Source organism: Methylobacterium sp. AC832, from assembly GCF_979256025.1.
Genome location: NZ_CEEDMV010000002.1, coordinates 751946 through 777218, shown reverse-complemented (window position 1 = coordinate 777218; position 25273 = coordinate 751946). Strand labels below are relative to the sequence as shown.

The window sequence follows — 25273 nt, the reverse complement described above, 5'->3', positions numbered from 1 at the left end:
CGATGTCTGACCGTGAGGCCGACGCGAAGGTTCGCATCTATGCTGAGGCACTATCGAACCAGCCGACCTGGGCGATCAACGAGGCCCGGAAGCGGTTCGGTAAAGGCGGATGGAAGTGCAATTGGGACGGCAACGGCTTCCCGTCCTCGGCCAACGTCAACGCCGAATGCTCCTTTCTGACGCTGGAGATCGACACCGAGATCCACAAGCTGACGCAGATCCTCGACGCTGAGGTCGTGGACAGCACGACGACCGAGAGCGAGCGTCAGGAAGCCGTCGCGGCTTGGACGAAACTGAAGGCCGAGATGGGCCGCAGCAACGTCATTTCCGAGCGCACTGGCGATCAGGTCGACGCTGAGCGTGCCGCTTTCCGCCGGGTGAACGAACGCTTTGACGCTGAGCTTGCCGCCCGTCGCGCCGCTCAGAACGACGAGGCCGCTGCATGACCCGCCTCCTCCTCACCTCCAAGGGCGAGAAGACCGTCTGCGCAGACCGGGACGACCGGGGCGGGGTGCTGCTGACCACAGAAACCGAAGAGCAGATTTACCTGACGAGGGACATGGCGTTGGCCGTTGCCGATCTGGCGCTGAAGCCTGGAGCAGGCATCGCCATCAACATTCTCTCGACCGCCCCTTCCCCCTCTCCCCGTCAGTCCCCGACCGCAGAGAGGGACGCGCGATGATCGGAACAATCCTGAGATGGATCGACCGGGCGAGGCTGGTCGCGGTCCTGAATGGCGAGGCCAGCAATGGCAGCAACGTCTACCGGTACAGCGTGCTGTTCTACGAGGGCATTTGCTCGCGGCACATCCAGTTAGTCGGATCAATCTTCCCGTATCGCAAAGGCGAGTTCGGAGGATGGCGGCAGGCTGTCGTCTGGAAGGCCGGCGGCCCTCGGCCAGAGAACTGGTCTTCGGTTTAGGAGCCGCCCATGACCCTCACCGACAAAGCCGCCAGCTTCGCCAGAACCGAAACAGAGGAGGGGACCGTGGGACGACTAAAACCAAAACGAGGGCAGGCCGACGCTCCGGTTTTGCCGGCCGTGGACGCGGTTGCTAAGGCGCTGTTCGCTGCCGATGCAATGATCAACGATTTCCTTTTCTCGTGGGAAGAGGCTGGAGGGTATCGGCGCTTCTGTTACCGGCAGCTCGCCAAGGCGGCGTTGAAAGCCTTGCGCGAACCCACCGAAGAGATGCTGGAAGCCTCCTGCGCCGCTCATGTGGAGCAATGGAACGGCGTCAAGAAGGTTGGCTATCGGCCCGGCCCTGGTGACGTCGCCAAGCCCTGTTTTGTCGCCGCCATCGACGCCGCTCTCGGCAACACAGATGTGGCGCGATGAGCAACGCCCTCTGGCTCAACATGCTGACCGCCCCGAAGGACGGCTCCGAAGTTATCCTTGCCGACCAAGATGGCGTGAGCGTCGGAGCGGGCTTCTGGGCCAGCGAAGATCAGGCTCACCGCAGCGGCGAGGGCTGGTTCTGGGAAGCGGATAGACCCTGCCTACTCACCGCAAGACCGGCGAACCCCGCGTTCTGGATGCCTCTGCCAGCCTCCCCCTTTCGCTCCCCTCCCTCCGCCTAACCCTTATCCCGGAGACGCCCGATGGCTCACGCGAGCACAGACGAAGCCCCCAAGTCCAAGTGGCGCGCCCGGAAGACGGGGCGTGATCGGAAGGCCGGCCAGCGCGAGCGAGAGACGGGCGATCTGCGCCGCGCGCCGCGAGCCGAACGCAAGGCCGACATCGTGAGGACCGCAATGAACCAGCCGCATCGGCGTAACATCCCCGTGTCGAAGGTTGGCGGCGATGGTCCGCGCGGCCCCGCCGACGAACGCGCTGCCTACGCCTTCGGCCGGATGCGCTTGAAGGGCAACCTCACCAAGATCCAGCACGACGCCCTGCAGCACTGGCTGGAGACCTTCGTTCGGTACTCCCGCGCTCTAGGCCTTCCGCAAATCCATTACGGAAGCTGCCTAGCTCAAAACGTGGGCGGAGGAGCCCATGGCGAGGAACCAGACCCGAAGGCCGCCACGGCCCTCGCAAATCGATCTAAACGGGCATTCGCGGAACTAGAGGAGGCGATGATGGCAGCGCTTGGCCCCGCAGTCACCGAATGCAACGCCGCGCTCGTCCATGTATGCCTGATGGATCGAGATCCAACCGGACAGATGGAAGGAGCCCTTCGGCTGGCCGCGAATGCCATCGATCACTACCGCTGCGGAAATCCACAATCGCGCGCTTGACAGCGTCAAGATCACGAAATACCGTGCGGTTAATGTGAAGTGGCGTGTTGTGCTTAGAGCCCATGCCGCTTCTTGTTTTGGGCACCGAATTGCGACCGCAGGGTTGCCGCCCCGGAGATCATCCCACAACGCCATCCTGCTCTCAGGTTGGCATCCCCAGCATGAGGCTTCGGCCGGTGTCTGGGGCCTTTCCCCTTCTCCCCAGCCCCAAGGCCGAGGGAGATGGAAGACCAGAGCCACGAGGCCATGATGACCCTCAGCGAATTCAAGGCGTGGTTCGAAGGCTTCACCGAAGGCATGGAAGGCCCGCCCTCTCAGAAGCAGTGGGAGCGTATCCAGGCGCGCGTGGCTGAGATCAGCGGAACGCCGGTTCTCGTAGATCGCTATCGTACGATGTGGATGGACAATCACTTCTACACGGGTAGCCCTCTCGCAAACCCAGGCGTCATCACCTGCCTTAACGCGACCGGCGCCAACACCGACCAGGGTGCAGTGGCCTTCGAGACGGCACGCATCGGCGGCACGCATCTTGGCGCGAACGGCTACATGGCCCGCTTCGACGAGCAACCTGCTTTCGACAGCCACGCTGCCCTGAACGCTCTCGGCAAGGCTGACGCTGCTTCTCTCGCAGCTTAGGTTAGCCCCGCCCGCATCGTCCCGCTTATCCCCCAATTCGCCGCTGAGGCGGTAGAGAGCCGGCATCATCAGTTAGCGCAAAGATTTTCGCGCCATCGCGATTAGGCGGCTCACCGAAAATTGATGTTGTCGCTTGGCATCACACAGGACGCATTTCGCGCGGAACCCGTCAAAAAAGCCCCTTTAGGTTGCGGAGAACCCTGACATCCGCCAAGTCTGTCATCACGTTCATGTGAGCGTTCGGGCCTTGTCGAGGGTGGGTTACAGTGACTGATCTAGCTGAACATAGCGAAGAACACTCCGAGAGACCTTCATATTCTTCCATTCCAAACAACATCCTATTGGAAGATCACAAGCTCTTATTGCCACTGATCGCATCAGCGGCACGCGATAAAGACGAAAAACTCCTCGGTAGAGCCACAAGACTTGCGTGCGCGAAGACTTGGTTAAGTCGCCATAGAGGCGCATTCATGCGCCAGTTTCTTTCGTTAGGTCATCCCGATAGCGCTTGGAAGGTTCTCAATTCAGATCCCGAAGCAAAGAATTCTGCGGACTATATCAAGTACGCCCGTCGAATTCGTGCGCATACTACAGATCGAAGGCTTCGAAAGATCATGCGCGACGCCATGAGCGGCGCGACCCAAGGCGGGATATTTCACAAGCCGCCAGTGTCAGAGATTGAGTTCCCGAATGAGGGCGCGCAACAGTCGCCTCTTGGAACGGCCACTGCCGCTCTCGCCCCACGCACCGATGCCAAGCATCTGGACGCGTTCAATAAATCAATGGAGCAAGTTAGGGTCAGTTACGGTCGGGCGAAGCCTCCAGCGCTTGTTGAGTACGAGAACGTTTTTGTCGACCGGCATGGGCAGGTCTGGCAGGAGGATGGTGCCACCCTCATCGCTCATGGGAAGCCGCTTCCCGCAGTCATTCGCGCCGACGTCCCGAATATCCCAAAGGCCATTCACGGCATCAAGGACACTCGCGGGATCTACCACTGGCTGGTTGACCGCGTTCCAACATTCGCTTGGCTCCTCGAAGACCGCCATAATGAGTACGCCATCTTGCAGAGCGATAAATCGCCCGCTTTCGAAAACGCGACGCTTGAGATGCTCGGCCTTGAGGGGCGGGCTATTCCAGTCGGTGACGCGGTCTTCGTCGAGCGTATGGTCAAGGCACGCGTCCTATTCGCAGGTATGACCTTCTGGGACCGTGTCGGGCCGGTATTCGATCTGCTCAAGGTTCGTGCTGCCGAGCAAGCTCAGGCGCACGGTGTGCTACCGTTCGATAAGATTTACATCTCTCGAAGCGACGCGAAGCGCCGCAAGATGCTGAATGAAAGCGATGTTGAGGCCGCACTTGCAGCAGAAGGCTTCGAGATCCTCTCATTCAGCGGCATACCCATTTGGCATCAGATCTTCCTGGCGACTTCAGCCAAAGAGATCGTGGCACCACACGGTGCCGGCCTTTCGCATCTGATCGCTGCGCAGCCCGGCGTCAAGGTAACGGAGATCCTGCCGATCTCGGATGGCAACTACGCTCTGCGATACAACTATGCGAGGCTGAGCCTAATTCGTGGTCTGAGCTATCGCGCATGGTTGGAACCAGAGCCGGACCACACGGATAACTGGACGACGAACTTGGACGAGTTCCTTGCATTCCTGCAGGCGGGCTGAAGATAGGATCGGTGCGGGCGCGATTTGTGGGCGGGTTCTTCTGGCGTCGAATGGTTGTCCGAAAGGCATAGTGAGGCCCGCATGTTCGGCATATTCAGCCGCCGCCGCGAGGATGGGCAACGACGCAAGCGAGAGGCGGAGGACCGCGCCCGTCGTGCCCGCTTCGAGAACGACTCGGCCGGCATCGGTGGGAGCTACCCCTGGCCGCTTGGTGTCTCAGGCGCTGGTGGTCATGTCGCCCACTCTGCCGATTGCTCGTCTTCCGACAGTGGTTCGTCGTCCAGCGATGGCGGATCGTGTGGTGGCGGTGGGGACTGAGCGAGTCCCACTCGTTGAAAAACAATCAAGGACATTCAAATGGCGACCGGCGGAAGGCGTCCCGGCGCCGGCCGCAAAAAGGGCGTCCCTAACCGACGTAGCCGAGAGGTCGCGGAGGCCGTTCTTGCTTCCGGTGCCTCGCCCCTCGACATCATGCTCGGCGCGGCGAGAGCTGCTTGGGTCCGGGCGAACGAAGGTGCCATCGTCGACATCGACATGGCAAAGGTCGCGGCCGAGATCGCCAAGGACGCGGCTCCCTACATCCACGCCAAGCGAGCGCCGGTTCCGGCCCAGGCCGAAGAGACCAGCGACGAAATCGCTCGCAAGATCCGCGAGGCGGTCGCAGAGGCAGACGAGATCGAGGAGGGCGAGTGACCCTTCTGACGCCGCGCTGGTATCCGCTTCGACCGCATCCTGAGCAGACCAAGCTCATCACGACATCGGCCCGGTTTTGCGTCGTTCCTGCGGGGAGACGATCGGGCAAGACGGAGAGGGCCAAGCGCAAGCTGATCCGCGTGGCGATGCGAGAGACAGGGTGGGCTGACGCTCGCTACTTCCTCGCTGCTCCGACGCGCGACCAGGCCAAGGCAATCTTCTGGCAGGACCTGAAGTCATTCCTCCCCCCCTTCATGGTGAAGGACATCCGTGACGGCGACCTGATGGTTCGCCTCGTCACTGGTACCGAGATTTGGGTCATCGGCCTCGACAAGCCGCAGCGCATGGAAGGGCGATCCTGGAACGGCGGGATCATCGACGAGGTCGCCAACGTCAAGGCGGGGGCCTGGCCCGAGAACATCCGGCCAGCGCTCTCAGATCGCCGCGGGTGGACGTGGCTGATCGGCGTTCCTGAAGGACGCAACCACTACTACGACATGTGGAAGCACGCGATCTCCGGAGTGGATCCGGAATGGGCGGGCTTCACATGGCATTCGTCGGACATCCTACCGCCCGAGGAAATCGCGTCCGCCAAGCGCTCGCTCGACCCGCTCACCTTCGCCCAGGAATACGAGGCTTCCTTCGTCAACTTCGAAGGCCGGGCCTACTACCCGTTCACCGAGGCCACGCACTGCGAACGTCTCACCTACGATCCGGCCCGGCCGATCGGGCTGTGCTTCGACTTCAACGTGGATCCGGGCATCGCGGTCGTCGTCCAAGAGCAGAAGCTTCCGAACGGCGAAATCGGAACCGGCGTCATTGGTGAAGTTCACATACCTCGGAACTCGAACACCCCTGCGGTGTGCCGCAAGATCCTGACGGATTGGGGCCAGCATCGAAGCCGGATCACCTGCTACGGCGACGCCACGGGTGCCCACATCGCCAACGGCGCCAGCGAGGTCGTCTACCGCCCTCGACAAGATGGGGGAGGCGGCTGGCCGCGGCGAGGGCCGGGTCAAGCAGATCCAGACGGCTGCGGACGCGCTCGTTGCGGCACTCAATCGCAACACAACGGCAACTGCCTCGCTCGCCGGCCGCATGGATCTGATGCAGGCCAGCGGTGCGAAAGCCGCCGACGTGCTCGTCAAGGTCGACAAGGCGGCAGATGATGCAACCCGCGCTATGGGGACGCTGGACGCCGCGTCGGCCAAAACTACGGTTGCGATCAGCGGAACCACGAAGGCGATCGATGCGGCTACTGTGGCCGTCACGAAGCATGTCGCCATCACGCCGCGCGCGGCAGATGCCGTGAAAAAGCACAGCGACGCAGCCAATGAGAACACGCGTGCCCTGGGTCTGCAGCGTCACGAACTGACGAACCTCAGCTATCAGATCAACGATGTTGCGACGATGGCCCTCTCGGGCGCGTCTGCGTTTCAAATCATGGCGACGCAGGGCGGCCAGCTATTCCAGATAGCCCAACAGTCCGGCGGTGGCATCAAAGGCCTTTTCATGCAGGCAGGCGAGGGAGCTTCCGCCCTCGCTTCGCGCATTGGCCTCGTCGGTGCCGGCCTAGGCGCACTGACCGCCGGGTTCGCCACGGCGGCGCTGGCGGCTGCCAGCTATCGCGCGCAGGAAAAGACCCTCATCAATAGCTCGTTCGGCGTGGGCGAAGCTTCGGGCGCCACGCTGGCCGATCTGCAGCGGTCGGCGACGCAGGCGTCTGCGGGCGGGAAGGTGACCCCTTCGCAGGCCCGTGAGGTCATCGGCGAGCTGAATAGCCAGGGGAACATCAACCCTGCCGTCTACGCCCGAGCCGCAGAAAGCGTAGGGCTGTTGGTGAGCCGCTTGGGCAAGGACCTGCCCGAGGCGCAGGCCGCCGTTGTGGCCGGAATGCAGCCGACGATCGCCGGCTTCGACTCGCTCAACAAGCAGTTCTTGCTCGGCGACGCGAACCTGCGCGAGCAGCTTGACAGCATGTACAAATCCGGCCGCGCGTTCGAGGCGCAGGCCATCGTCGTGGTGGAATGGGTGGCGTGCTCGGCAGTGTCGGTAGCGGCCTGAAGAGCCTCTTCGGCTTCGCAGACGGCGGCATCATGACCAGCAATGGCCCGCTGCCGCTGCATTCCTATGCCACGGGCGGCATCGCCAACTCGCCTCAGCTTGCGCTGTTCGGGGAGGGCAGGGGACCTGAAGCCTTCGTTCCACTCCCCGACGGCAAGCGCATCCCTGTTGCGATGTCCCAGCCGGCGAACATGAATGGCGGTGCGCCCATCAACGTCGTCAACGGCAGCAACACCTACAACATCACCCCTGCGAACGGCGTCACCCCAGAGCAACTCCAGGCCACTCTCCGGAAATACGATCAGGAGAGCCAAGCGACATTGATCGCTCGCCTGAAAGATGCGCAACGGCGTCGGGCCTGATCCAGCATGCCGATCTTCTCTGCAACGGTAGCCGCCGCCCTCGCCGGGCGGACGGTTCGTCGCGAGCGTCTGGTGCGCTTCGACTTCAGGTCGGAGAGCCTGCGCCTTTGGGAAGGCGGGCATGGCACGCTCCGCACCTCCGACGGGCAGATGTGGGCCGGCGCTGGTCAGCTTGGGCAGATCGGCGACATCGAGTCGTCCATCGGGGGAACAGCTCCCACGGTGGAATTCTCGCTCTCGGGCGTCGACCCCGCCATTCTCGCGAAAGCGATTTCCGCCTCTGACGAGGTCAAGGGCCGCCTCGTCGAGGTGTACCTGCAGCACTTCAACGAGGACTGGACGCCGCTCGACGGGCTCTATCAGACCTTCTCTGGCGTGATGGATCGTATGCCAGTGAGCGCTCCCGTCGGCTCGCCTACCCGCACAGTAAGCCTTGTCGCCGAGACCCTATGGACGCAGCGCGGGTTCGCGCCGTTCGCCTACATTTCCGACCGCGATCAGAAGAGGCTCCACCCTGGCGACCGGGGCTGTGAGCAAGTCGCGGCGATGGCATCGAAGACGATCCAATGGCCGGTATTTTGAGCCTTCCCGAGCATCTTCGCATCATGGGATCGACGCCTTTCACGTGGGGCGTGTCCGATTGCTGCCTGGCGGCGTCTGACTGGATGCTGGCCCAGCGTGGGATCGATCCGGCGGCCCCTCTCCGCGGCAGGTACAGCACCATGCGCGGAGCCCTACGGCATATCCGCCGGCTTGGCGGGTTCGAGACGATGGTCTCCGACCTGATGCGCGCCGCGGGCTTCGTGGAAACCGACGATCCCAAAATGGGCGACGTCGGCGTGGTCGACAGCGATCAAGGTCAGGCGCTGGCGATCCGGACCCAGATCGGGTGGGCGGTCAAAGGCGTGAATGGCTTCGTCGTCGCGCCCTTCCAGCACACCAAGGCTTGGACGGTCTGATGCCGGCGCTTCTTATCCCCGTCATCACGTCAGCCTTGGCGACCACGGCCTTGTCATCGACGGCAATTGCCGCGACCGCCTTCATCTCAGCCAACGCGATCGTGCTCGGTGCCGCGCTTGGGCTGCAGGCTCTTCTCACGCCCGACAACAAGCAGAAGGTCGCTGCCCAGCAGTACCAGAGCCGTCAGGCCATGCCGACGCTCCTCTATGGCTACGGCACCACGAAGCTCGGGGGCACCAAGTTCGAATTCGAGACCGGCCAAGGCATCTATATCGACGGGCTCATCCACTCTGCCGGTCCGGTCAATCGTGTCGTCAACTGGATGCTGAACGACAAAATATCGACCGGTCTCGTCGATAATACCGCTGCAGGCGGCCAAGTCAGCGGCGCCAACACGACAGTTCCATGGTCGACGAATGTTCGGTTGCACACCGAGAAGGGTACGAACAACACCGTCTCCGGGTTTCTGACGAGTAATCTGCCCAACAGGTGGACAGCCGATCACAGGCTTGAAGGCCTATTCATCACGGTGATGGCCTGCATTCCGGCGACGGAGAAGACCTTCCAGAAGACCTACCCGAATGGCCCGCCCGCCGTTTACGTCATCGCAGAGATGGCACCGGTCTACGATCCGAGGGACGCGGCTCAGGTGTGGTCCGACCCGGCTACGTGGAAGTATTCCGATAACGTCGCGCTGGCGCTCTTGCATTACCTGACGGCTATCCGCGGCACCGACAGCGTCACAGGCCAGCCGGTGCCCTTCGGCTTCGGCTTTCCTCAGTCGCGCATCGATCTGCCTTCCTTCGTCGCTTAAGGTCTCGGCAGGCAACACCGTCCTGCGCCTCAACGTTGACCGGACCTCGAACGACGACGCCATGTTCACCGGCGCCGGATCGAGCATCGTCAGCGGCGTGCCGGGCGTCGGTGGCCTGAAGGGCTTCGTCCGGCAGAACGAGAATACCTTCCGCTACTACCGGAATGACACGTTCAAGGTCGACATCGCCAAGACACTCAACGAGGCCACGGGCGGCTCGCAGACGATCACCATCGGCGGTCTCAACACCGGCTCCGGCATCCAGCAAATTCAAACGACTGCCATGGAGCTGGCAGCGATCGTCATAAACGGTCGTCCGAGCGATGCGCAGGTGGCGCAGCTCTATACCGCCTTCTCCGCCTTCCGTACCGCCGTGGGGGCCTAAGGCATGGCAATCGTTGCAGACGTCGATGTCTTCATCATGGGCTCAGGTGGAGCCGGTCTCGCGGCCGGGGCTCGCCTTCGCAAGTTCGGCCTGTCCGTCGCCATGGCAGACGAGGCGCAGTGGCCCGGCGGCCTCCTCACCGGCGGGCTTGGCCTTCCGGACTATGTCGGTGTCAGCGCGACTACAGACACCCTGTCCGGTGTCGGGCGGCAGTTCTTCTACGACTGCGAGACGGCGGCAATCGCCGACGGAGCCATTGTCGGCACGCCCGCGGACGCCACGACCACTCCGCCGACGCAGGAAGTCCGCGGGTACGGTCGCTATCAGGATCTGCCGCGCCGCTACCTGCCGGAATGGGGGCGGTATGCCCGCGACCGCATGCTGGCCGGCATCCAGACCTTCTGGGACATTGAGATCGTCGATTTCGCCGTCGATCAGTTCACCAAGCTCGGCGGGATCGTCACCCTTGCTGACGGGCGCCAGATCCGCGCCAAGCAGTTCCTGTCCTGCTCTTATGAGGCGCATCTCGGCCGCGCCGCCAAGGTGCCTTACACCTATGGCCGCTCGGAGAACCGGGCGACCTTCAACGAGCTTCTGGCCGGCGCCTACAGCAACAACCGGAACACCCTGCCCGCCGCCCTGCTGAACTCGAAGGGCGATATCGTCCGAGAGAACCAGGGCTACACCATCGTGGGTGAGGGGATCGGCGACCTGCGGACGATGGCCTACAACTGGCGCTCGACCTTCTCGGTCCACCCTCAGCGCCTTCCGTTCCAGCCGCCGACCCGCCCGGATGGTCTGCCCTTCCGCGAGGCCGATTTCGAGGACTGGATCAACGAGCGCGGCAGCAAGTACACCACCATTGAGAACATCTCGTCCGGCCAGTGGACCGATCAGAACCACATCACGACCAACGGCGGGTCGCAGTGGGGCGCTCCGATGGAGTACACCCGCTGCAAGACGAAGGCGGAGCGTCGGCGGTTCTGGGCGTGGCACTACTACTACACCGCTGGCTGGTACTACCTCGCGCAGAACTCCCCGCGCGTCCGCACCGAACTGCGGAACAACATGGCGGGGTGGGGCCTGCCGCATAACCACAACGTCACCGAATGGTTCGGCCAGCGGGGCTGGTCGGCACACCTCTACGTCCGCACCAGCCACCGGATGCGAGCGACGGGCCTGATGTCGTTCGAGAACATCGGACGTTCGGCCCTTGGCAAGGTTTTCGAGCCGATGGGCCGAGGTGGCTACCACACGGACAGCCACGCCAAATGCCATGCGACCATCCCTGGCGGTGGCTACACCCAAGATGGTGACATGAAGGACGACGTACAGGACGGCAGTTCGTACTGGTCGATCCCGTTCGCCGCGCTGAAGCCGCCGTCCGGCGTCATCCGCAACATGCTCGAGGTCGCGTGCCCGGCGGTCACAGAGACCGTCATGTGCTCGCTCCGCATGGAGCCGACCTGGATGTCGATCGGCGAGGCGGCTGGCGTTGCCGCTTACGTGGCGGTTCGTGACGGCGTCCCGGTCTCCGAGGTGTCCTATTCGAAGATCAAAGAAATCACCGATAGCCTGGGATTGAAGGTATGAGCGGGATTTTTCCTGGGTTCGGCGGGGCCGTCAGCGGTGGCGGCGGGGTGGTCTCCGTCCCCGGCCGTGGCGTCGTGTTTCAGCTGGGCGGCACGAAGGACAGCCCGGTCCTCATGGGTCTGCCGATCCATGGGCGCGGCGGCATCCGCATCGAGAACAACGACGGCGTCGATGGTCCGCTGACGATCTGGAACATGCCGGACGGCGTGCTGATGACGGCCGAGGGCGTGAACTGCTCGTCCACGAACGAGGTCGAGCTCGGCATGGCGACGCAGGACGGCCAGGACACCTACATCATCGACACGGTGACGTTCTGGGGGGCGACCTCGGCACCTACCGTGCTGCGGGGCAGCGTCTATTCGGGCGCAGGTTCGAGCAGCACGGTTCTCGTTCCGAACACTCAGAGCTTCGCCGCCCTGACCGCGCAGGACGTCGTTCTCGACGTGCCGGTCCAGGTGAAGCGCGCGGCGCGCTACAGCCGGCTCGTATGGAAGCCGTCGGTGACCGAAAACATCCGGATCAACATCGCGGTCTACCGACGCCTACTGCGTCAGAGCGAGGTGTTCTGAGATATGACCACCCGCATCTACACCTACACCGAAACCGACAATGACGCCGGTCCCGCCCTGATCGATTTTGACTTCTGGATCGGCAACACCGCCCCCCCCGTCATCTTCGGCTCGCAGAACGAGGGTGGCTCACCGTTCCCCACGGCCGGGTCGGTGTTCACGCTTGAGGTCAAATGGCCCGGCGGCTTGATCGAGAAGTCCACAGGCACGCCCGGCAGCGGCTTCGTTCTTTCCGCCAGAAACTCCGACCTGACCTGGACCCCGACGCTGGCGGAGAGCCTTAAGATCCCTCTGGGTCAGGTCGCCGAATACAAAATCATCCGCCACGTCGCCTCCTATCAGCAGCTCTTCATCGTCGGGCGCATCACCGGCAAGGACGGGATCAACAATGTCTGAAGGTATTGCTCTGGGGCCTTTCCCCTATGCGCGCCCTGCCGTCATCGTCGTTAAGATCCCCGGATCGATCGGGCCTCCTGGTGAAGCCACGGCTGAGTTCCGCCAGGGGGTCGCCACTGTACGGTCTGGCGTTGAGGCGGTCACCGACGTCATGCTCCTCAAGGATCGGCAGCATCGCATCTCGACGTTGCGCAGGCGTTTGGTCGTCGTGCCCTTCGTCCCAGAGGTAGCCCGTGAACTCGGCTGCCTCGGAAATCAGCCCGCCGAACATGTACGTCACCTCATCCGCGTTGACGCAGGCCGAGAGGCGAAGCGATTGCAGATAGCGATCCGCGAACGCGTTGCATGGCTCGCACATGATGCCGGAGTAGAAGCCCTCATCTGAGCAGCCGGCCAGCCTGACGTAGGTCTGACCTGCCGCGATCTCCGATTGGCATTCCGGACAGGCTCTCGCCTTTCGGGCCTTCGGACGGTGTGTGCTGTGGAAGTCGCCCATGGCTCAAAGCCCTCCGGTGAGGGTGGAGGGGAGGGAAGCGTAGGTCAGATGATCGCGGCGACTTCCTCCATGGTCGGAGGCCAGCCGCGTGTGCCGATGCGATTTCTCCCAGCGAGCGGTTGATAGACCTTGTCCCACCAATGCTCGGCCATCGCCGTCGCGGCGGTGAAGGAATGCGAGTAGGGCGCGAGCGCATCTAGCAAATCGGCCAGCTTGCCCTCTCTCCGGAACCACTCGTTCCGGTGATGCAGCTTCTCGGAGCGGAAGAAGCCGTGAAGTAGCGCCTCGTCCCGTTCGTTGCCGATGATGTGTGCCTCGCGCGTCACCGGCCAGGGACAGGAGGTGCCGATATTCCTGATCCGCGCGCTCACGTCCTGCGCCACACCGATCTTCGTGAAGCCCTCGCACGTCGCGAAATAGACGAAGCTCATTTTGTTGCCGCGCATCGTCAGGCCTCCCTTCGAACCCCCATCTCGCGACAGTCCTTATGGCGCTAAGTCGGTTGGACGGTTCGCCGAAATCCCTTGTAATCGTGTGAAGCGGATCGGGGTCCAACAATCCAGTAAGCGATTGATCCATCGAGATTTTGGCGCCCCAACCGGGGTCGCCATCTCTCCGCCATCACGCGAGGGCCAGAGTAAGCTCCGCCAGATCGGGCCTTGAACGCCATTCCGTGAAACATGTCGTACGGTGCAGCCAGTCTCGTGTGACGGTGACCGCGACGTTGGCGTTCTGTTGCATCGATCAGGACTGAATGACCGAGTTCGAGGTGGGCGAGTAATAAAGTGTGCCGGGCTGTCTGTCTGGGAGCCAAAAAACGTCAGCGACTTAGCACGACAGGTCGCCACAAACAGTCGGGGCAGGAGTTCGGATCACATCCGCGAGACCCTCGGAAGATCACGATAGACAGTGACGCCAGGGCAGCAACGATCGGGATCCTGGTCGTCTCATCGTGGAGGCTATGATTGCCCGAACAGCGCGATCAGGGCGTGGATCACGCTCGCCCCGCCCACCGGTGCAACGAAGAGCAGCACCACATTCAGTCCAATGATCCAGACGACCGCCCGCTCTTGTGCCTTGGTCATCGGGGGCTTGCGTGAAGGCGACTCCCAAGCCGGTTCTCGCGGCGGCTTCCAACCCTCGTCCACGAACATCGGCGACCTCATCGCCGACTCAAATCGCATCACCGTATGGCCGGCACAGCGATAGTAGAGCGGAGTAAAGAGATGAGGCAATCGCCTGCGTTGCGAGATGGAAGGCGTCAGGGTCGGTCTGAACTCCGCCAGTCGACAAGCTAAGCAGACCTCGAAGGACTCTCGGCACAGACATCGATCCAGATCGTCTCACCCGATGCCCTCGACGACAGGCTCGGCCTGCCGGATCGTCATTGCCGCCTGTGCCGGAACGTCACAGCTGAATTTTGCGTTTCCTTCGGCGTGCACCGCGCCAGACTCAGGGAGAAACGCATGAAAGCTTTGACGCTTGCCCTCGCCGGGGCATTGCTCCTCGGATCGCCCGCCCTCGCTGCGGAAGGTGGCTCCGGAACAACGAAGTCCGGCACGATGAACAACACCGGGCCGAACGATGCGGGAGCCGGTGCATCGCCGGGAGCCGCCGGGAGCGGCCCCTCCACGGGAGACAAGAGCCGCTCAGGCACGTCGAACAGCACGGGCGCCAATGATGCCGGTTCGGGGTCGTCTCCGGGAGCATCGGGCAAAGGTACCAGCGCGCCGACCCGCTGACGTCACTGAGGGCGGATCAGGCCTGGGTCTCATGCGATCCAGGCCTATCGTCGCCCGCCTCGCTACCATCGAACGAGGGGGTGCTTCCGGGTCGGCCGGGAGCACCCTTCGTCATTCTCAGAAGCCGAACCGCACGTAGGGGCGGGGTGCGTAAGCGTAGGGCCGAGGAGCATAGGCGTAAGGACGGTAATAGGGCCGGTAATACGGGCGATAGCCGTAACCATAGCCATAAACCGGCACGGGGCGGGGCGCGTAGTAGCCGAACGCGCGGGATGTGGCCTTGCACCCGAACGCGGAGGGGTAATAGCCGTAACCGCACCCGCCGGCAGCCTCGGCTGTGGTGGTTGTGGCGGCAGACATCGTCAGGCCACCAATGACGGCGGCAAGGAGGCCATAAGTCTTGACATGCTTCATGACACAATCTCCGGATCGCGTCCCCTCGGGATTAAAGCTTCACCGCGGGGCGTGCTGCATCAAGACACCCGATCGCTGAACAAATTCTGACATTTTCGCCGCCTGCACCTCCCTACCGTACGAGGGACCTTGCGCGCGCGATTTCGTGATTGAGAAAGGGTGACCGGGGAGCTTTCGCGAGGGCGTACCGTTCCTGCTAGCCAAGGACGCGATTGACGCGGTCCCCGAATGAGGTCTCCTCACCCCAAACCCCGCCGTTGCGATTGCAGACCGGAAGCCAGCCATGACAGACCTCAAGACCCTGCGCGACGTCTCCGGCCTGAGCCCGGTGCCGGCCCGGCTTCGATCCTCCGCCCTGGTGATGATCGATCTGCAGAACACCTATCGCGAAGGCATCATGCGCCTGGAAGAGGTGGAGCCCGCCATCCGCGCGGCACGCGAACTCCTCGATCGCGCCCGGGAGGCCGGCATCCCGATCTTTCACATCCAGCACGATGCCGGGCCCGGCTCGCCCTACGATATCTCCGCCCCGATCGGCAGGATCAGTGACGAGGTCTCGCCACGAGACGGCGAGAGGGTCATCGTCAAGAACTATCCTAATTCCTTCGTCGGTACGGATCTGCAGAAGCACCTCGAAGCGACGGGTATGAAATCGGTTCTGCTCGCCGGTTTCATGACGCATATGTGCATCAACTCCACGGCGCGCGGCGCTTTCAACCTGGGATTCAGCCCGACGGTCGTGGCTTCCACCACCGCGACCCGCGCCTTGCCCGGCCCCGACGGTCAGGTGGTGCCCGCGAATTCGCTTCAGGCCGCGAGCCTCGCGACCCTCGGGGATCTCTTCGCCGTGATCGCGCCTCGGGTCAGCGATATCGCGGAATGACACGCGTGAGTGACACTCAATGGACCTCGGGAACGTGTGCGGCGCAGCATCGTTCGGGTTCTGAAGCAGGAGCGCGAATCATGAGAATCGATACCGTCGCGGATCTCGTCGTCGAAACCCTCCAGCAGGTGGGGGTACGACGGATCTACGGTGTCGTCGGCGACAGCCTCAACGCCATGACCGAGTCGATCCGGGCGAGGGGCGTCATCGACTGGGTGCATATGCGCCACGAAGAGGTCGGCGCCTTCGCGGCCGGCGCGGAAAGTCAGATCACCGGGGAGTTGGCGGTCTGTGCGGGCTCCTGCGGGCCAGGCCATGTCCATCTCATCAACGGCCTGTTCGATTGCCATCGAACCCGGACTCCCGTCCTGGCCATCGCCGCACATATCCCCTCGGCAGAGATCGGATCCGGCTACTTCCAGGAGACAGACCCGAAGGCCTTGTTCGCCCAGTGCAGCCACTATTGCGAGCTCGTCTCCGATCCGTCCCAGCTCCCGTTCGTCCTGGAGAATGCCATCCGTGCCGCGGTGGGCCAGCGTGGTGTCGCCGTGGTGATCATTCCCGGCGACGTCGCGTTGAAGGATGCGCCGGCCCGCGCCATTGCTCCCAATGCCGGCCTCCTGCCGGCGAAGCCGACGATCCGTCCCGCCGAAGCCGAGCTCAACGCACTGGCCGAACTCCTCGACGGCTCGTCAAAGATCACACTGCTCTGCGGCCGGGGATGCGCCGGCGCCCATGCCGAATTGCTGCAGCTCGCCGAAGCTCTCAAGAGCCCCATCGTCCATGCCCTCGGTGGCAAGGAATTCGTGGAATACGACAATCCCTACGATGTCGGAATGACCGGCCTCATCGGGTTCTCGTCCGGCTATGCGGCGATGCGCGACTGCGACACGCTGCTGATGCTGGGCACCGACTTTCCCTACAAGCAATTCTATCCCGCGAATGCCAAGGTGGCGCAGGTCGATCTACGGTCGAACCAGCTCGGCCGGCGGACGAAGCTCGATCTCGGTCTCGTCGGCGACGTACGGGATACGATCACGGCGCTCCTGCCGAAGCTCGGCGTCAAGTCCGACCGCACCTGGCTCGATGCCAGCCTGAAACACTACGCCAAGGCACGCGAGGACCTCGACGATCTCGCCACTGGCGCGCCGACCAAGGGCTGGTTCGGCCTGAAATCGGCCAAGGCCCCGATCCATCCGCAATATCTGACCAAGCTCGTAAGCGAAGCGGCGGCGGATGACACGATCTTCACGGCCGATGTCGGTACGCCGACGATCTGGGCGGCGCGCTATCTGAAGATGAATGGCAAGCGCCGGCTTCTCGGATCGTGGGTGCATGGCTCCATGGCCAACGCCATGGCGCAGGGCATCGGCGCACAGGCGGCCTCTCCTGGCCGGCAGGTCGTTTCCTTGTCGGGCGATGGCGGTTTCTCGATGCTGATGGGCGATCTCCTGACACTGCGGCAGGAGAAGCTGCCGCTGAAGATCGTGATCTACAACAACGGCTCCCTCGGCTTCGTCGAAATGGAGATGAAGGCCGCAGGCTATCTCGAAACCGGCGTCGCGCTCGAGAACCCCGATTTCGCCGCGATGGCCCGGGCGGTCGGGCTCCACGCGGTGCGGGTAGAAGACCCGGCCGAACTGGAGGGCGCGATCCGGAACGTGCTCGCCCATGACGGTCCGGCCGTACTCGACGTGGTGGTCAACCGTCAGGAACTCTCGATCCCACCGAAGATCGACGGACAGCAGGTGAAGGGCTTCAGCCTTTACGTGCTGCGTGCGGTGATGAGCGGCCGCGGGGATTCGGTTCTCGATCTCGCCAAGACGAACATCATCCGGTAGCTGAAGCACTGCTTCGAAGGTATCCAGACCGAGCCGTGATGCGGCCTCCAGGCTCAACGGTGGCCGCATCCTCGGACAAAAGATTGGTTTGGCAGCGGGGCCGGGAAGCGCAAGCCGGCCTTAACAACAGGATCCTTGCAGCTGCGGCGGGCGTAATCCTTGCACGGTCTTCCGAAACGGAGGAAGGAGCTTCCATGCGCTACATGCTCGGCTGCAGTCTGTCTTATAACATACTGTCGGACACAACGTTTATCTTCAATATCGAGGTCGCTCGACTGAAGAGCCTTGAGATTCTCAGCGAGACGCTGATTCTCAAGCCCGACCTGAAGCGGGAAATCTACATCTCGCCCGATCTGCAGAACCGCTATCTCGGGGTGAACGTCCCCGCCGGCCAGTTCTCGCTGGAATACAACGCCGAGGTCGAGCTCACCGTCCATCGGGCCGATCCGGCCACGATCAACGAAACGCCGATCTCGCAGCTTCCCCTCGACATCCTGCCGTTCCTGCTGCCCAGCCGCTTCGTCTCGTCCGACCGGCTGACGCCCTTCGCGCAGGCCGAGTTCGGGGCGATGCCCAAGGGGCACCAGCGCGTCAACGCGATCTGCAACTGGATTCACGATCATCTCACCTACCAGCCCGGCACCAGCGACGGCGAGACGACCGCCGACGAGAGCCTGCTCAAGCGCGCCGGCGTGTGCCGCGATTTCGCGCATATCGGGACGGCCTTCTGCCGGGCATTGGGCATCCCCGCCCGTTTCGTGAGCTGCTACGCCCACGGGCTCGTGCCGAGCGATTTCCACGCGGTGTTCGAGGCCTATCTCGACGGCCGCTGGTGGCTGTTCGACGCCACGCGCCAAGCCGATCTTGACGGTCTCGTCCGCATCGGCGTCGGCCGGGATGCGGCCGAGATCGCCTTCTCGACGCCCTACGGCAACATGCAGCCGGTCAACCAGCAGATCCGTATCGCGCGCTCCGACGGCCTCGGCAGCCCGCCCCAGCGCACGGTCGACGCAATCTCGACGGAATTGCCCGCGCCGCATGCGGGAGCGGCCTGAACGAAAGGATCACAGGATGACGGTATCCTGTGATCCGGGTCCGACCGATGCTGGCGCGGTTTCGTACCCGTCGTCCACGGTGATGGGGTAGGCCCGAACCGACCCGCCGGTTCTCGGATTGCACATCCTCCATGACTGATCTCAAAATGAAGGGGATCACCTTCGCTTTTTCAATCCAAAGCTGGTCTGGCCAGCTATAGCTCGCCTCTTGCGATGCAGACGGTATCACGGAACGAGGCACGATGGCAGCTCCTCTACAGGTGCGCGGCTCCACATCCGCGGCCTACCGCGCAGCGTTCCGGGCATTCGGATCACTCTGGCGCGAGACGGCTTTTGTAACCTTTGTCCTGATCGTCCAGTTGCTCCTCTCGAATCGCATGGGCGGCTCGGGGAACGCGACCGGGTCGCTGTCGAACGTTCTGCTCGACATCGGCGTCACCATCCTGATCGTTTCCTACACGATGGCGATCTATCGCCATGCCTTGGGCCTGCGGTCGCAGAGCATGTGGGCCCTGCTCGGAGAGGCGATACGGCGCAAGGATCTCCTCGCCTATCACCTCGGCTGGTATCTGCTCGGCATCCCGTGGGCATGGGGCGTAGCCTATCTCCAGTCGGCACTCGGACTTCTGATCCTTCCCGCGATCGTTATCGTCAGCATCTGGGTCACGTGCCGCCTCTTCGCCGTGGGCCCGACCCTCGCGATTGAAGGTCTGGAGGTCACGGCCAGGGACGCGTTTCGCGCGACGGTCGGTCAGGTCTGGACCATCTTCTACATCGGATTCCGCGCGGCGATCCCGCTTGTGGCGGTCGCACTCATCCTGGGCGCTCTAATCATCTCAACGAACGGGCGGACGGACCCACCCGTGATCCTCAGTGGAACCCTGGTCCTGCTATTCGGCGTGATCGGCGTCGTCCTTCGCGCCGTCCTCGAGGCGCAGATCTTTCGGGAGCTCGGTCTTTTCAGCTCAAGGCGAGAGGTGGAATAACGATTCTGCCGGGTGGCTCGATTTTCGCGACGACGATGCAGGAGCGTTAAACAATGACCTATCGCCACATCGTCGGCCCCAAAACCCATATCTTCGCCGATCTCGCGGCCCTGATGGCGAAAGCGACGCCGCTGCGCTCGGGCGACCGGCTCGCCGGCATCGCGGCGGAATCGGCGGAGGAGGGGATGGCCGCCCGCTGGTGCCTGTCCGAGGTGCCGCTGTCGGAGATCCTGGCCAAACCCCTCATTCCCTACGAGGAGGACGACGTCACTCGCCTCATCCTTGATACGCACGATGCGGTGGCCTTCAGGGAGATCGCCCATCTCACCGTCGGCGATTTCCGCGAGTTCCTGATCAAGGCGTCCTCCGAGACGCTGACCCGGATCTCGCCCGGCATCACGCCGGAGATCGCCGCCGCCGTCTCGAAGATCATGCGTCATCAGGACCTGATCCTGGTGGCGCGCAAATGCCGGGTGGTGACGAAGTTCCGCAACACAATCGGATTGCCCGGCCGGCTCTCCGTCCGTCTTCAGCCCAATCACCCCACCGACGATGCCGCCGGCATCACCGCCGCCATCGTCGACGGGCTGTCCTATGGCTGCGGCGATGCGGTGATCGGCCTCAATCCGGCCTCCGATTCCGTCTCCACCCTGAGCGGCTTGCTCCACCTCTTCGACGACCTGATCCAGCGCCTCGCGATCCCCACGCAGGGCTGCATCCTCACCCATGTCACCACCACGCTGGAGGCGATGAACCGGGGCCTGCCGGTGGATCTCGTGTTCCAGTCGATCGCGGGCACGCAGAAGGCCAATGCCAGTTTCGGCGTCACGCTTCCCATCCTGAAGGAGGCGCACGATGCGGCGCTTGCCCTGAAACGCGGCACGGTGGGTGACAACTGCATGTATTTCGAGACTGGGCAGGGCTCGGCGCTCTCGGCCAATGCCCATCACGACGTTGATCAGCAGACCCTGGAAGCACGGGCCTACGCCGTCGCGCGTCCGTTCCGGCCGCTCCTCGTCAACACGGTGGTCGGCTTCATCGGGCCGGAATATCTCTATGACGGCCGGGAGATCATCCGGGCCGGATTGGAGGACCATTTCTGCGGCAAGCTCATGGGCCTGCCGCTCGGCTGCGACGTTTGCTACACCAACCATGCCGAAGCCGACCAGAACGACATGGACACGCTCCTGACCTTGCTGGGAGCGGCCGGCTGCACCTTCGTCATGGGCATTCCCGGTGCCGACGACGTGATGCTCAACTACCAATCCACCTCGTTCCACGATTCACTCTACGTGCGCGAGGTGCTCGGCCTGAAACGCGCGCCGGAATTCGAGGCTTGGCTCGAACAGATCGGCCTGACCGATGCGGAGGGCGCACTCCTGCCCGAGGGACCGAGCGCCCGCCTCATCGCGGCGGCTCCCGGCCTGTCCGCCCAGAAGGGGATTGCCGCATGAGCGCCGAGGACACCTCCGAGGATCCCTGGGCAAGACTGAGCCGCCTGACGCCGGCGCGGATCGGCCTCGGGCGCGCCGGCACCGGCATGCCCACCATCGAGGTGCTGCGCTTCGGGCTCGCCCATGCACAGGCGCGGGATGCCGTCCACACGCCGATGGATGCCGCCGAGGTCGCCTCCGGGATCGAGGCACTCGGCTATCCCACCCTGACCCTCGCCTCTGCGGCGCCGGATCGCGCCACCTATCTGCGTCGCCCCGACCTCGGCCGTACGCTCGGCGAGGAGAGTGCGACGATCCTGGCCGAAAAACCTTCTGAGGCGGTGGACCTCGCCATCGTCGTGGCGGACGGTCTCTCGGCAAGGGCAGTGCACCAGGGTGCGGCCAGTTTCCTCGCCGCCTTCAAGCCGCATATCGACAAGGCCGGGTGGACGCTGGCTCCCATCGTGGTGGCGACGCAGGGGCGCGTCGCCCTGGGCGACGGGATCGGCGCGGCACTGAAGGCTCGCGCCGTCGCCGTCCTCATCGGCGAGCGGCCGGGCCTGTCCTCGCCCGACAGTCTCGGGATCTACCTGACCCTGGACCCGCGCGTCGGTCGTTCGGATGCCGAGCGCAACTGCATCTCGAACGTTCGCCCCGCCGGGCTCTCCCATGAGCTAGCGGCGTTCAAACTCGACTGGCTTCTGCGAGAAGCGTTCGTGCGCGGAATCACCGGCGTGAACCTCAAGGATGGCAGCGGGCCGGACCTGGAGCCGCCGCCGCGTCAGCAGGCGATCGGGGACGGAAGCGACACCGCATCCCGCGCCTGACGGAGCATTGTTCGAAGTCGACGGTAGTCGAGCCGAGAAGTGTGGAGCACTGTGACTGGAATGGGCACGTCTCAGTCGTACGCGCTTTCAGTCGACCGAGTGGAAACACCTCTCGCTGAAGCGCGATTCTGAGCACATCTCGTGGGCTCGGCCAATGGCGATTGGCTTGTATCCTGCCGGGGTGAGGCAAAGAGCAGTTGTCCTTCCCTCTCTTCCTTCGCGCATGGCCGAGCTTCGACGCTGTGCCGGCTGCGATAGCTATTCGCGAGGGTTGAACGGGTCACCGTGTTCTTACCGGACATTGCTGCCTGGCCCCGGTCCCGGGAAGAAGCGTGGCTGTGGCGGGGTCGCAACACCGCGAAAGCATCCCGACTTCGCCTTGGGAGACGCCCTCATTCGCCGCGATCCCGCCATAAACCGGGACCACCTCAACATCCGCGGTAAACGACAGTTTCCCCAACGCTTTACCGCTGAATTCCGAGACTGCGCTTCACGGTGTCGAACGACGCTTCGCCGGCGTCGCCTGTCATCGCGTTGAGAAACGACAGCCGGGCTTCACCTGTAGCGGCTGAGACGGGGCCGAGAGAGACGATGGACGTGCGTACCACAGACAAGTCGAAGCTTCCGAGCCGTCACGTCACGGAAGGTCCCGAGCGGGCTCCGCACCGGTCGTATCTCTACGCGATGGGTCTCACCAAGGAACAGATTCACCAGCCGCTGGTCGGCGTAGCCTCGTGCTGGAACGAAGCGGCGCCTTGCAACATCTCGCTGATGCGCCAGGCGCAGGCCGTGAAGAAGGGCGTCTCCGCCGCCAACGGCACGCCGCGCGAATTCTGCACCATCACGGTCACCGACGGCATCGCCATGGGCCATGCCGGCATGCGCGCCTCTCTGCCTTCGCGCGAGGTCATCGCCGACTCGGTCGAGCTGACCATGCGCGGCCATGCCTATGACGCCCTCGTGGGTTTGGCCGGCTGCGACAAGTCCCTGCCGGGCATGATGATGGCCATGGTGCGCCTCAACGTGCCGTCGATCTTCATCTATGGCGGCTCGATCCTGCCGGGCTCGTTCCGCGGCAAGCCCGTCACGGTACAGGACCTGTTCGAGGCGGTGGGCAAGCACGCCGTTGGCGACATGAGCCTCGACGATCTCGACGAGCTGGAGCAGGTCGCCTGTCCCTCGGCCGGGGCTTGCGGCGCGCAGTTCACCGCCAACACCATGGCAACGGTCTCCGAGGCCATCGGCCTCGCGCTGCCCTATTCGGCCGGCGCCCCGGCCCCTTACGAGATCCGCGACAGATTCTGCATGACCGCGGGCGAGAAGGTGATGGAGCTCATCGCCAAGAACATCCGCCCGCGCGACATCGTCACCCGCAAGAGCCTGGAGAACGCTGCCGCCGCGGTCGCGGCTTCCGGCGGCTCCACCAACGCGGCCCTGCACCTGCCGGCGATCGCGCATGAATGCGGCATCAAGTTCGACCTGTTCGACGTCGCCGAAATCTTCAAGCGCACGCCCTACATCGCCGACCTGAAGCCGGGCGGACGCTACGTCGCCAAGGACATGTTCGAGGTCGGCGGCATCCCGCTGCTGATCAAGACGCTCCTCGACCACGGCTTCATCCACGGCGACTGCATGACCGTGACCGGCCGCACCATCGCCGAGAACATGGAAAAGGTCGCTTGGAACCCGGACCAGGACGTGGTCCGGCCCGCCAACGCGCCCATCACCGTCACCGGCGGTGTCGTCGGCCTGCGCGGCAACCTCGCACCGCAGGGCGCCATCGTGAAGGTGGCCGGCATGTCGGAAGACAAGCAGGTCTTCACCGGCCCGGCTCGCGTGTTCGACGGCGAAGAGGCCTGTTTCGAGGCGGTCCAGAAGCGCACCTACAAGGAGGGCGAGGTTCTCGTCATCCGCTACGAAGGCCCGAAGGGCGGCCCCGGCATGCGCGAGATGCTCTCGACCACCGCCGCGCTCTACGGCCAGGGCATGGGCGACAAGGTCGCCCTCATCACCGACGGACGCTTCTCCGGCGCGACGCGCGGTTTCTGCGTCGGCCATGTCGGCCCAGAAGCCGCCGTGGGCGGGCCGATCGGCCTGATCCGCGATGGCGACATGATCACCCTCGACGCGATCAAGGGCACGCTCGACGTGGCCGTGACCGACGAGGAGTTCGCCAAGCGGCGGGCGGAATGGACGCCGCGGACCAACACCGCGACCTCCGGCTATCTCTGGAAATACATGCAGACCGTCGGTCCCGCGGTGGACGGCGCCGTCACCCATCCCGGTGGCGCCGAGGAGATTCAAACCTATGCGGATGTCTAGGACTGACCTTCGCCGGCCCGTGCGGCCGGCAGGGGCCGATCCCGGTCGCGCCGCACGTCGGGTGAGGCGGATGGGAGCGGCCCTCGCGCTGCTCCTCGCCGGCGCCACCTCGGCGCTGGCGCTGGACCCCGCCGCGCGCACGCCCGTGCCCGCCACGGGCGGTTACCGCACGGCGCGCGAAGCCCTGCGCTCGGGCGTCCGTGACTACAATGCCGGCGACAAGGAAGGGGCCGCCCGCGCCCTCGAATACGCCGCCGGCCAGGGCCACGCCCTTGCCTTGTGGAAGCTCGGCCGGATGTATGCCGAGGGCGACGGCGTGCCCCATGACGACCTGAAGGCTTTCGAGTTCTTCTCGCGCATCGCCGACGACAACACCGATGACGGGCCGGACACCCAAAATTCAGGCGTGGTCGCCAGCGCCTTCACGGCGCTCGGCACGTATTTCCTCGACGGGATCAAGGGCACTTACGTGCGCCCGAACCCGGAGCGGGCCTACGACATGTTCAATTATGCGGCGTCGTATTTCGGCGACCCGAACGCCCAGTACAATCTCGCGCGCCTCTACCTCGAAGGGACCGGCGTGGATGCCGACCCGCGTCAGGCCGCGCGCTGGTTCAATCTCGCGGCCGAGAAGGGCCATGCTCCGGCCCAGGCCCTGCTGGGCAACCTTCTGATGAACGGGCAGGGCGTTCCGGCACAGCGGGCCCGTGGCTTGATGTGGCTGTCGCTGGCCCGGGAATCGGCCCAAGGGCGCAAGGACGACTGGATCGTCACCCTGTCCGACAAGGCATGGGCCACCGCCTCGGAAGAAGAGAAGGCCCAGGCTCAGGCCCAGGCCCTCCAGGCGCAGTCGCAGGTCACCGGATCGTCCCGGCGCCGTCGCTAGAGC

32 protein-coding genes are annotated in these 25273 nt (G+C 63.9%); 28 read left to right on the top strand and 4 right to left on the bottom strand.

Annotated elements, in window-relative coordinates; genetic code table 11:
- Positions 1-2: 2 nt before the first annotated feature.
- The 19 genes from AC0IXR_RS10840 to AC0IXR_RS10750 all read left to right on the top strand — a co-directional run bounded on the left by AC0IXR_RS10840 (position 3) and on the right by AC0IXR_RS10750 (position 12385).
- Positions 3-446 (top strand): hypothetical protein, encoded by a 444-nt coding sequence (locus AC0IXR_RS10840; RefSeq protein ID WP_471760687.1) that lies wholly within the window; start codon positions 3-5, stop codon positions 444-446.
- The gene (locus AC0IXR_RS10835; RefSeq protein WP_471760686.1) at positions 443-682 is read left to right on the top strand and encodes a hypothetical protein; all 240 of its coding nucleotides are present in this window, start codon (positions 443-445) and stop codon (positions 680-682) included. Before AC0IXR_RS10840 ends, AC0IXR_RS10835 begins: the two co-directional genes overlap by 4 nt.
- Positions 679-921: a hypothetical protein gene (locus AC0IXR_RS10830; RefSeq protein ID WP_471760685.1), complete on the top strand. Its 243-nt coding sequence runs from the start codon at positions 679-681 to the stop codon at positions 919-921. The genes AC0IXR_RS10835 and AC0IXR_RS10830 overlap by 4 nt, the downstream gene beginning before the upstream one ends.
- 9 nt (positions 922-930) lie before the next feature.
- Positions 931-1338, top strand: coding sequence for a hypothetical protein (locus AC0IXR_RS10825; RefSeq protein ID WP_471760684.1), 408 nt, complete (start codon positions 931-933; stop codon positions 1336-1338).
- Positions 1335-1580 carry a hypothetical protein gene (locus tag AC0IXR_RS10820; protein ID WP_471760682.1) on the top strand — a complete coding sequence of 82 codons (246 nt, stop codon included), beginning with the start codon at positions 1335-1337 and terminating at the stop codon, positions 1578-1580. The genes AC0IXR_RS10825 and AC0IXR_RS10820 overlap by 4 nt, the downstream gene beginning before the upstream one ends.
- Positions 1581-1601: 21 nt before the next feature.
- Complete coding sequence (locus tag AC0IXR_RS10815) at positions 1602-2240, top strand: hypothetical protein (protein ID WP_471760681.1); 639 nt, start codon at positions 1602-1604, stop codon at positions 2238-2240.
- A gap of 222 nt (positions 2241-2462) precedes the next feature.
- The gene (locus AC0IXR_RS10810; protein ID WP_471760680.1) at positions 2463-2876 is read left to right on the top strand and encodes a hypothetical protein; all 414 of its coding nucleotides are present in this window, start codon (positions 2463-2465) and stop codon (positions 2874-2876) included.
- A 470-nt stretch (positions 2877-3346) separates the two neighbouring features.
- Complete coding sequence (locus tag AC0IXR_RS10805; RefSeq protein WP_471760679.1) at positions 3347-4549, top strand: glycosyltransferase family 61 protein; 1203 nt, start codon at positions 3347-3349, stop codon at positions 4547-4549.
- Positions 4550-4906: 357 nt separating this feature from the next.
- Entirely contained in the window at positions 4907-5242 is a 336-nt protein-coding gene (locus tag AC0IXR_RS10800; RefSeq protein ID WP_471760678.1) for a hypothetical protein, read from the top strand.
- A 254-nt stretch (positions 5243-5496) separates the two neighbouring features.
- The gene (locus AC0IXR_RS10795) at positions 5497-6411 is read left to right on the top strand and encodes a hypothetical protein (RefSeq protein WP_471760677.1); all 915 of its coding nucleotides are present in this window, start codon (positions 5497-5499) and stop codon (positions 6409-6411) included.
- On the top strand, positions 6341-7306 hold the full coding sequence (locus tag AC0IXR_RS10790; protein ID WP_471760676.1) for a phage tail length tape measure family protein: 966 nt from the start codon (positions 6341-6343) through the stop codon (positions 7304-7306). Before AC0IXR_RS10795 ends, AC0IXR_RS10790 begins: the two co-directional genes overlap by 71 nt.
- Entirely contained in the window at positions 7279-7668 is a 390-nt protein-coding gene (locus tag AC0IXR_RS10785; protein WP_471760675.1) for a lysozyme family protein, read from the top strand. Before AC0IXR_RS10790 ends, AC0IXR_RS10785 begins: the two co-directional genes overlap by 28 nt.
- A 72-nt stretch (positions 7669-7740) precedes the next feature.
- Entirely contained in the window at positions 7741-8250 is a 510-nt protein-coding gene (locus tag AC0IXR_RS10780) for a hypothetical protein (protein WP_471760674.1), read from the top strand.
- On the top strand, positions 8235-8627 hold the full coding sequence (locus AC0IXR_RS10775; protein WP_471760673.1) for a DUF6950 family protein: 393 nt from the start codon (positions 8235-8237) through the stop codon (positions 8625-8627). The genes AC0IXR_RS10780 and AC0IXR_RS10775 overlap by 16 nt, the downstream gene beginning before the upstream one ends.
- Positions 8615-9442, top strand: a complete 828-nt coding sequence (locus AC0IXR_RS10770) for a hypothetical protein (RefSeq protein WP_471760671.1) — start codon at positions 8615-8617, stop codon at positions 9440-9442. The genes AC0IXR_RS10775 and AC0IXR_RS10770 overlap by 13 nt, the downstream gene beginning before the upstream one ends.
- 61 nt (positions 9443-9503) lie before the next feature.
- Positions 9504-9827, top strand: a complete 324-nt coding sequence (locus AC0IXR_RS10765) for a hypothetical protein (RefSeq protein WP_471760670.1) — start codon at positions 9504-9506, stop codon at positions 9825-9827.
- A gap of 3 nt (positions 9828-9830) precedes the next feature.
- Positions 9831-11420 (top strand): FAD-dependent oxidoreductase, encoded by a 1590-nt coding sequence (locus AC0IXR_RS10760; RefSeq protein WP_471760669.1) that lies wholly within the window; start codon positions 9831-9833, stop codon positions 11418-11420.
- A complete protein-coding gene (locus tag AC0IXR_RS10755; protein ID WP_471760668.1) occupies positions 11417-11989 on the top strand; it encodes a hypothetical protein in 573 nt (190 codons plus the stop codon). The genes AC0IXR_RS10760 and AC0IXR_RS10755 overlap by 4 nt, the downstream gene beginning before the upstream one ends.
- Positions 11990-11992: 3 nt before the next feature.
- The gene (locus AC0IXR_RS10750; RefSeq protein ID WP_471760666.1) at positions 11993-12385 is read left to right on the top strand and encodes a hypothetical protein; all 393 of its coding nucleotides are present in this window, start codon (positions 11993-11995) and stop codon (positions 12383-12385) included.
- Here AC0IXR_RS10750 and AC0IXR_RS10745 read toward each other — a convergent pair.
- From AC0IXR_RS10745 to AC0IXR_RS10735, 3 genes are all read right to left on the bottom strand, one after another.
- Complete coding sequence (locus AC0IXR_RS10745; protein WP_471760665.1) at positions 12372-12881, bottom strand: hypothetical protein; 510 nt, start codon at positions 12879-12881, stop codon at positions 12372-12374. The two genes, AC0IXR_RS10750 and AC0IXR_RS10745, sit on opposite strands and share 14 nt — an antisense overlap.
- Positions 12882-12925: 44 nt before the next feature.
- A complete protein-coding gene (locus AC0IXR_RS10740; protein ID WP_471760664.1) occupies positions 12926-13327 on the bottom strand; it encodes a GIY-YIG nuclease family protein in 402 nt (133 codons plus the stop codon).
- 513 nt (positions 13328-13840) lie between these two features.
- Positions 13841-13966 (bottom strand): hypothetical protein, encoded by a 126-nt coding sequence (locus AC0IXR_RS10735; protein WP_461227843.1) that lies wholly within the window; start codon positions 13964-13966, stop codon positions 13841-13843.
- Between the two features lie 381 nt (positions 13967-14347).
- Here AC0IXR_RS10735 and AC0IXR_RS10730 point away from each other — a divergent pair, with 381 nt between their 5' ends.
- Complete coding sequence (locus AC0IXR_RS10730; protein WP_471760663.1) at positions 14348-14623, top strand: hypothetical protein; 276 nt, start codon at positions 14348-14350, stop codon at positions 14621-14623.
- Between the two features lie 117 nt (positions 14624-14740).
- On the opposite strand, the gene AC0IXR_RS10725 is transcribed toward AC0IXR_RS10730, so the two are convergent.
- On the bottom strand, positions 14741-15037 hold the full coding sequence (locus tag AC0IXR_RS10725) for a GCG_CRPN prefix-to-repeats domain-containing protein (RefSeq protein ID WP_311274015.1): 297 nt from the start codon (positions 15035-15037) through the stop codon (positions 14741-14743).
- Between the two features lie 283 nt (positions 15038-15320).
- Here AC0IXR_RS10725 and AC0IXR_RS10720 point away from each other — a divergent pair, with 283 nt between their 5' ends.
- The 8 genes from AC0IXR_RS10720 (at position 15321) to AC0IXR_RS10685 (ending at position 25270) form a co-directional block, all read left to right on the top strand.
- Positions 15321-15920 (top strand): cysteine hydrolase family protein, encoded by a 600-nt coding sequence (locus AC0IXR_RS10720; protein ID WP_056433699.1) that lies wholly within the window; start codon positions 15321-15323, stop codon positions 15918-15920.
- Between the two features lie 80 nt (positions 15921-16000).
- Complete coding sequence (poxB, locus tag AC0IXR_RS10715; protein WP_471760662.1) at positions 16001-17761, top strand: ubiquinone-dependent pyruvate dehydrogenase; 1761 nt, start codon at positions 16001-16003, stop codon at positions 17759-17761.
- Between the two features lie 194 nt (positions 17762-17955).
- Positions 17956-18816, top strand: coding sequence for a transglutaminase-like domain-containing protein (locus tag AC0IXR_RS10710; protein WP_056433694.1), 861 nt, complete (start codon positions 17956-17958; stop codon positions 18814-18816).
- Positions 18817-19058: 242 nt separating this feature from the next.
- A complete protein-coding gene (locus AC0IXR_RS10705; protein WP_311274012.1) occupies positions 19059-19802 on the top strand; it encodes a hypothetical protein in 744 nt (247 codons plus the stop codon).
- Positions 19803-19855: 53 nt separating this feature from the next.
- Positions 19856-21256, top strand: coding sequence for an ethanolamine ammonia-lyase subunit EutB (locus AC0IXR_RS10700; RefSeq protein WP_471760661.1), 1401 nt, complete (start codon positions 19856-19858; stop codon positions 21254-21256).
- Complete coding sequence (gene eutC, locus AC0IXR_RS10695; RefSeq protein ID WP_471760660.1) at positions 21253-22062, top strand: ethanolamine ammonia-lyase subunit EutC; 810 nt, start codon at positions 21253-21255, stop codon at positions 22060-22062. Before AC0IXR_RS10700 ends, eutC begins: the two co-directional genes overlap by 4 nt.
- 591 nt (positions 22063-22653) lie before the next feature.
- The gene (ilvD, locus tag AC0IXR_RS10690; RefSeq protein WP_056433680.1) at positions 22654-24384 is read left to right on the top strand and encodes a dihydroxy-acid dehydratase; all 1731 of its coding nucleotides are present in this window, start codon (positions 22654-22656) and stop codon (positions 24382-24384) included.
- On the top strand, positions 24371-25270 hold the full coding sequence (locus AC0IXR_RS10685; protein WP_056433677.1) for a tetratricopeptide repeat protein: 900 nt from the start codon (positions 24371-24373) through the stop codon (positions 25268-25270). The genes ilvD and AC0IXR_RS10685 overlap by 14 nt, the downstream gene beginning before the upstream one ends.
- The last annotated feature ends 3 nt before the right edge of the window (positions 25271-25273 follow it).

What these genes read in the sequence shown, in the direction of transcription:
- AC0IXR_RS10840 (WP_471760687.1), top strand. Translation starts at nt 3, where the DNA reads ATGTCTGACCGTGAGGCCGACGCGAAGGTTCGCATCTATGCTGAGGCA.
- AC0IXR_RS10740 (WP_471760664.1), bottom strand. Translation starts at nt 13,327, where the DNA reads ATGCGCGGCAACAAAATGAGCTTCGTCTATTTCGCGACGTGCGAGGGC.
- AC0IXR_RS10700 (WP_471760661.1), top strand. Translation starts at nt 19,856, where the DNA reads ATGACCTATCGCCACATCGTCGGCCCCAAAACCCATATCTTCGCCGAT.
- AC0IXR_RS10705 (WP_311274012.1), top strand. Translation starts at nt 19,059, where the DNA reads ATGGCAGCTCCTCTACAGGTGCGCGGCTCCACATCCGCGGCCTACCGC.
- AC0IXR_RS10710 (WP_056433694.1), top strand. Translation starts at nt 17,956, where the DNA reads ATGCGCTACATGCTCGGCTGCAGTCTGTCTTATAACATACTGTCGGAC.
- AC0IXR_RS10790 (WP_471760676.1), top strand. Translation starts at nt 6,341, where the DNA reads ATGGATCTGATGCAGGCCAGCGGTGCGAAAGCCGCCGACGTGCTCGTC.
- AC0IXR_RS10775 (WP_471760673.1), top strand. Translation starts at nt 8,235, where the DNA reads ATGGCCGGTATTTTGAGCCTTCCCGAGCATCTTCGCATCATGGGATCG.
- AC0IXR_RS10765 (WP_471760670.1), top strand. Translation starts at nt 9,504, where the DNA reads ATGTTCACCGGCGCCGGATCGAGCATCGTCAGCGGCGTGCCGGGCGTC.
- AC0IXR_RS10685 (WP_056433677.1), top strand. Translation starts at nt 24,371, where the DNA reads ATGCGGATGTCTAGGACTGACCTTCGCCGGCCCGTGCGGCCGGCAGGG.
- ilvD (WP_056433680.1), top strand. Translation starts at nt 22,654, where the DNA reads ATGGACGTGCGTACCACAGACAAGTCGAAGCTTCCGAGCCGTCACGTC.
- AC0IXR_RS10835 (WP_471760686.1), top strand. Translation starts at nt 443, where the DNA reads ATGACCCGCCTCCTCCTCACCTCCAAGGGCGAGAAGACCGTCTGCGCA.
- AC0IXR_RS10755 (WP_471760668.1), top strand. Translation starts at nt 11,417, where the DNA reads ATGAGCGGGATTTTTCCTGGGTTCGGCGGGGCCGTCAGCGGTGGCGGC.
- AC0IXR_RS10805 (WP_471760679.1), top strand. Translation starts at nt 3,347, where the DNA reads ATGCGCCAGTTTCTTTCGTTAGGTCATCCCGATAGCGCTTGGAAGGTT.
- poxB (WP_471760662.1), top strand. Translation starts at nt 16,001, where the DNA reads ATGAGAATCGATACCGTCGCGGATCTCGTCGTCGAAACCCTCCAGCAG.
- AC0IXR_RS10720 (WP_056433699.1), top strand. Translation starts at nt 15,321, where the DNA reads ATGACAGACCTCAAGACCCTGCGCGACGTCTCCGGCCTGAGCCCGGTG.
- AC0IXR_RS10735 (WP_461227843.1), bottom strand. Translation starts at nt 13,966, where the DNA reads ATGACCAAGGCACAAGAGCGGGCGGTCGTCTGGATCATTGGACTGAAT.
- AC0IXR_RS10800 (WP_471760678.1), top strand. Translation starts at nt 4,907, where the DNA reads ATGGCGACCGGCGGAAGGCGTCCCGGCGCCGGCCGCAAAAAGGGCGTC.
- AC0IXR_RS10730 (WP_471760663.1), top strand. Translation starts at nt 14,348, where the DNA reads ATGAAAGCTTTGACGCTTGCCCTCGCCGGGGCATTGCTCCTCGGATCG.
- AC0IXR_RS10820 (WP_471760682.1), top strand. Translation starts at nt 1,335, where the DNA reads ATGAGCAACGCCCTCTGGCTCAACATGCTGACCGCCCCGAAGGACGGC.
- AC0IXR_RS10810 (WP_471760680.1), top strand. Translation starts at nt 2,463, where the DNA reads ATGGAAGACCAGAGCCACGAGGCCATGATGACCCTCAGCGAATTCAAG.
- AC0IXR_RS10795 (WP_471760677.1), top strand. Translation starts at nt 5,497, where the DNA reads ATGGTGAAGGACATCCGTGACGGCGACCTGATGGTTCGCCTCGTCACT.
- AC0IXR_RS10760 (WP_471760669.1), top strand. Translation starts at nt 9,831, where the DNA reads ATGGCAATCGTTGCAGACGTCGATGTCTTCATCATGGGCTCAGGTGGA.
- eutC (WP_471760660.1), top strand. Translation starts at nt 21,253, where the DNA reads ATGAGCGCCGAGGACACCTCCGAGGATCCCTGGGCAAGACTGAGCCGC.
- AC0IXR_RS10745 (WP_471760665.1), bottom strand. Translation starts at nt 12,881, where the DNA reads ATGGGCGACTTCCACAGCACACACCGTCCGAAGGCCCGAAAGGCGAGA.
- AC0IXR_RS10815 (WP_471760681.1), top strand. Translation starts at nt 1,602, where the DNA reads ATGGCTCACGCGAGCACAGACGAAGCCCCCAAGTCCAAGTGGCGCGCC.
- AC0IXR_RS10830 (WP_471760685.1), top strand. Translation starts at nt 679, where the DNA reads ATGATCGGAACAATCCTGAGATGGATCGACCGGGCGAGGCTGGTCGCG.
- AC0IXR_RS10750 (WP_471760666.1), top strand. Translation starts at nt 11,993, where the DNA reads ATGACCACCCGCATCTACACCTACACCGAAACCGACAATGACGCCGGT.
- AC0IXR_RS10725 (WP_311274015.1), bottom strand. Translation starts at nt 15,037, where the DNA reads ATGAAGCATGTCAAGACTTATGGCCTCCTTGCCGCCGTCATTGGTGGC.
- AC0IXR_RS10825 (WP_471760684.1), top strand. Translation starts at nt 931, where the DNA reads ATGACCCTCACCGACAAAGCCGCCAGCTTCGCCAGAACCGAAACAGAG.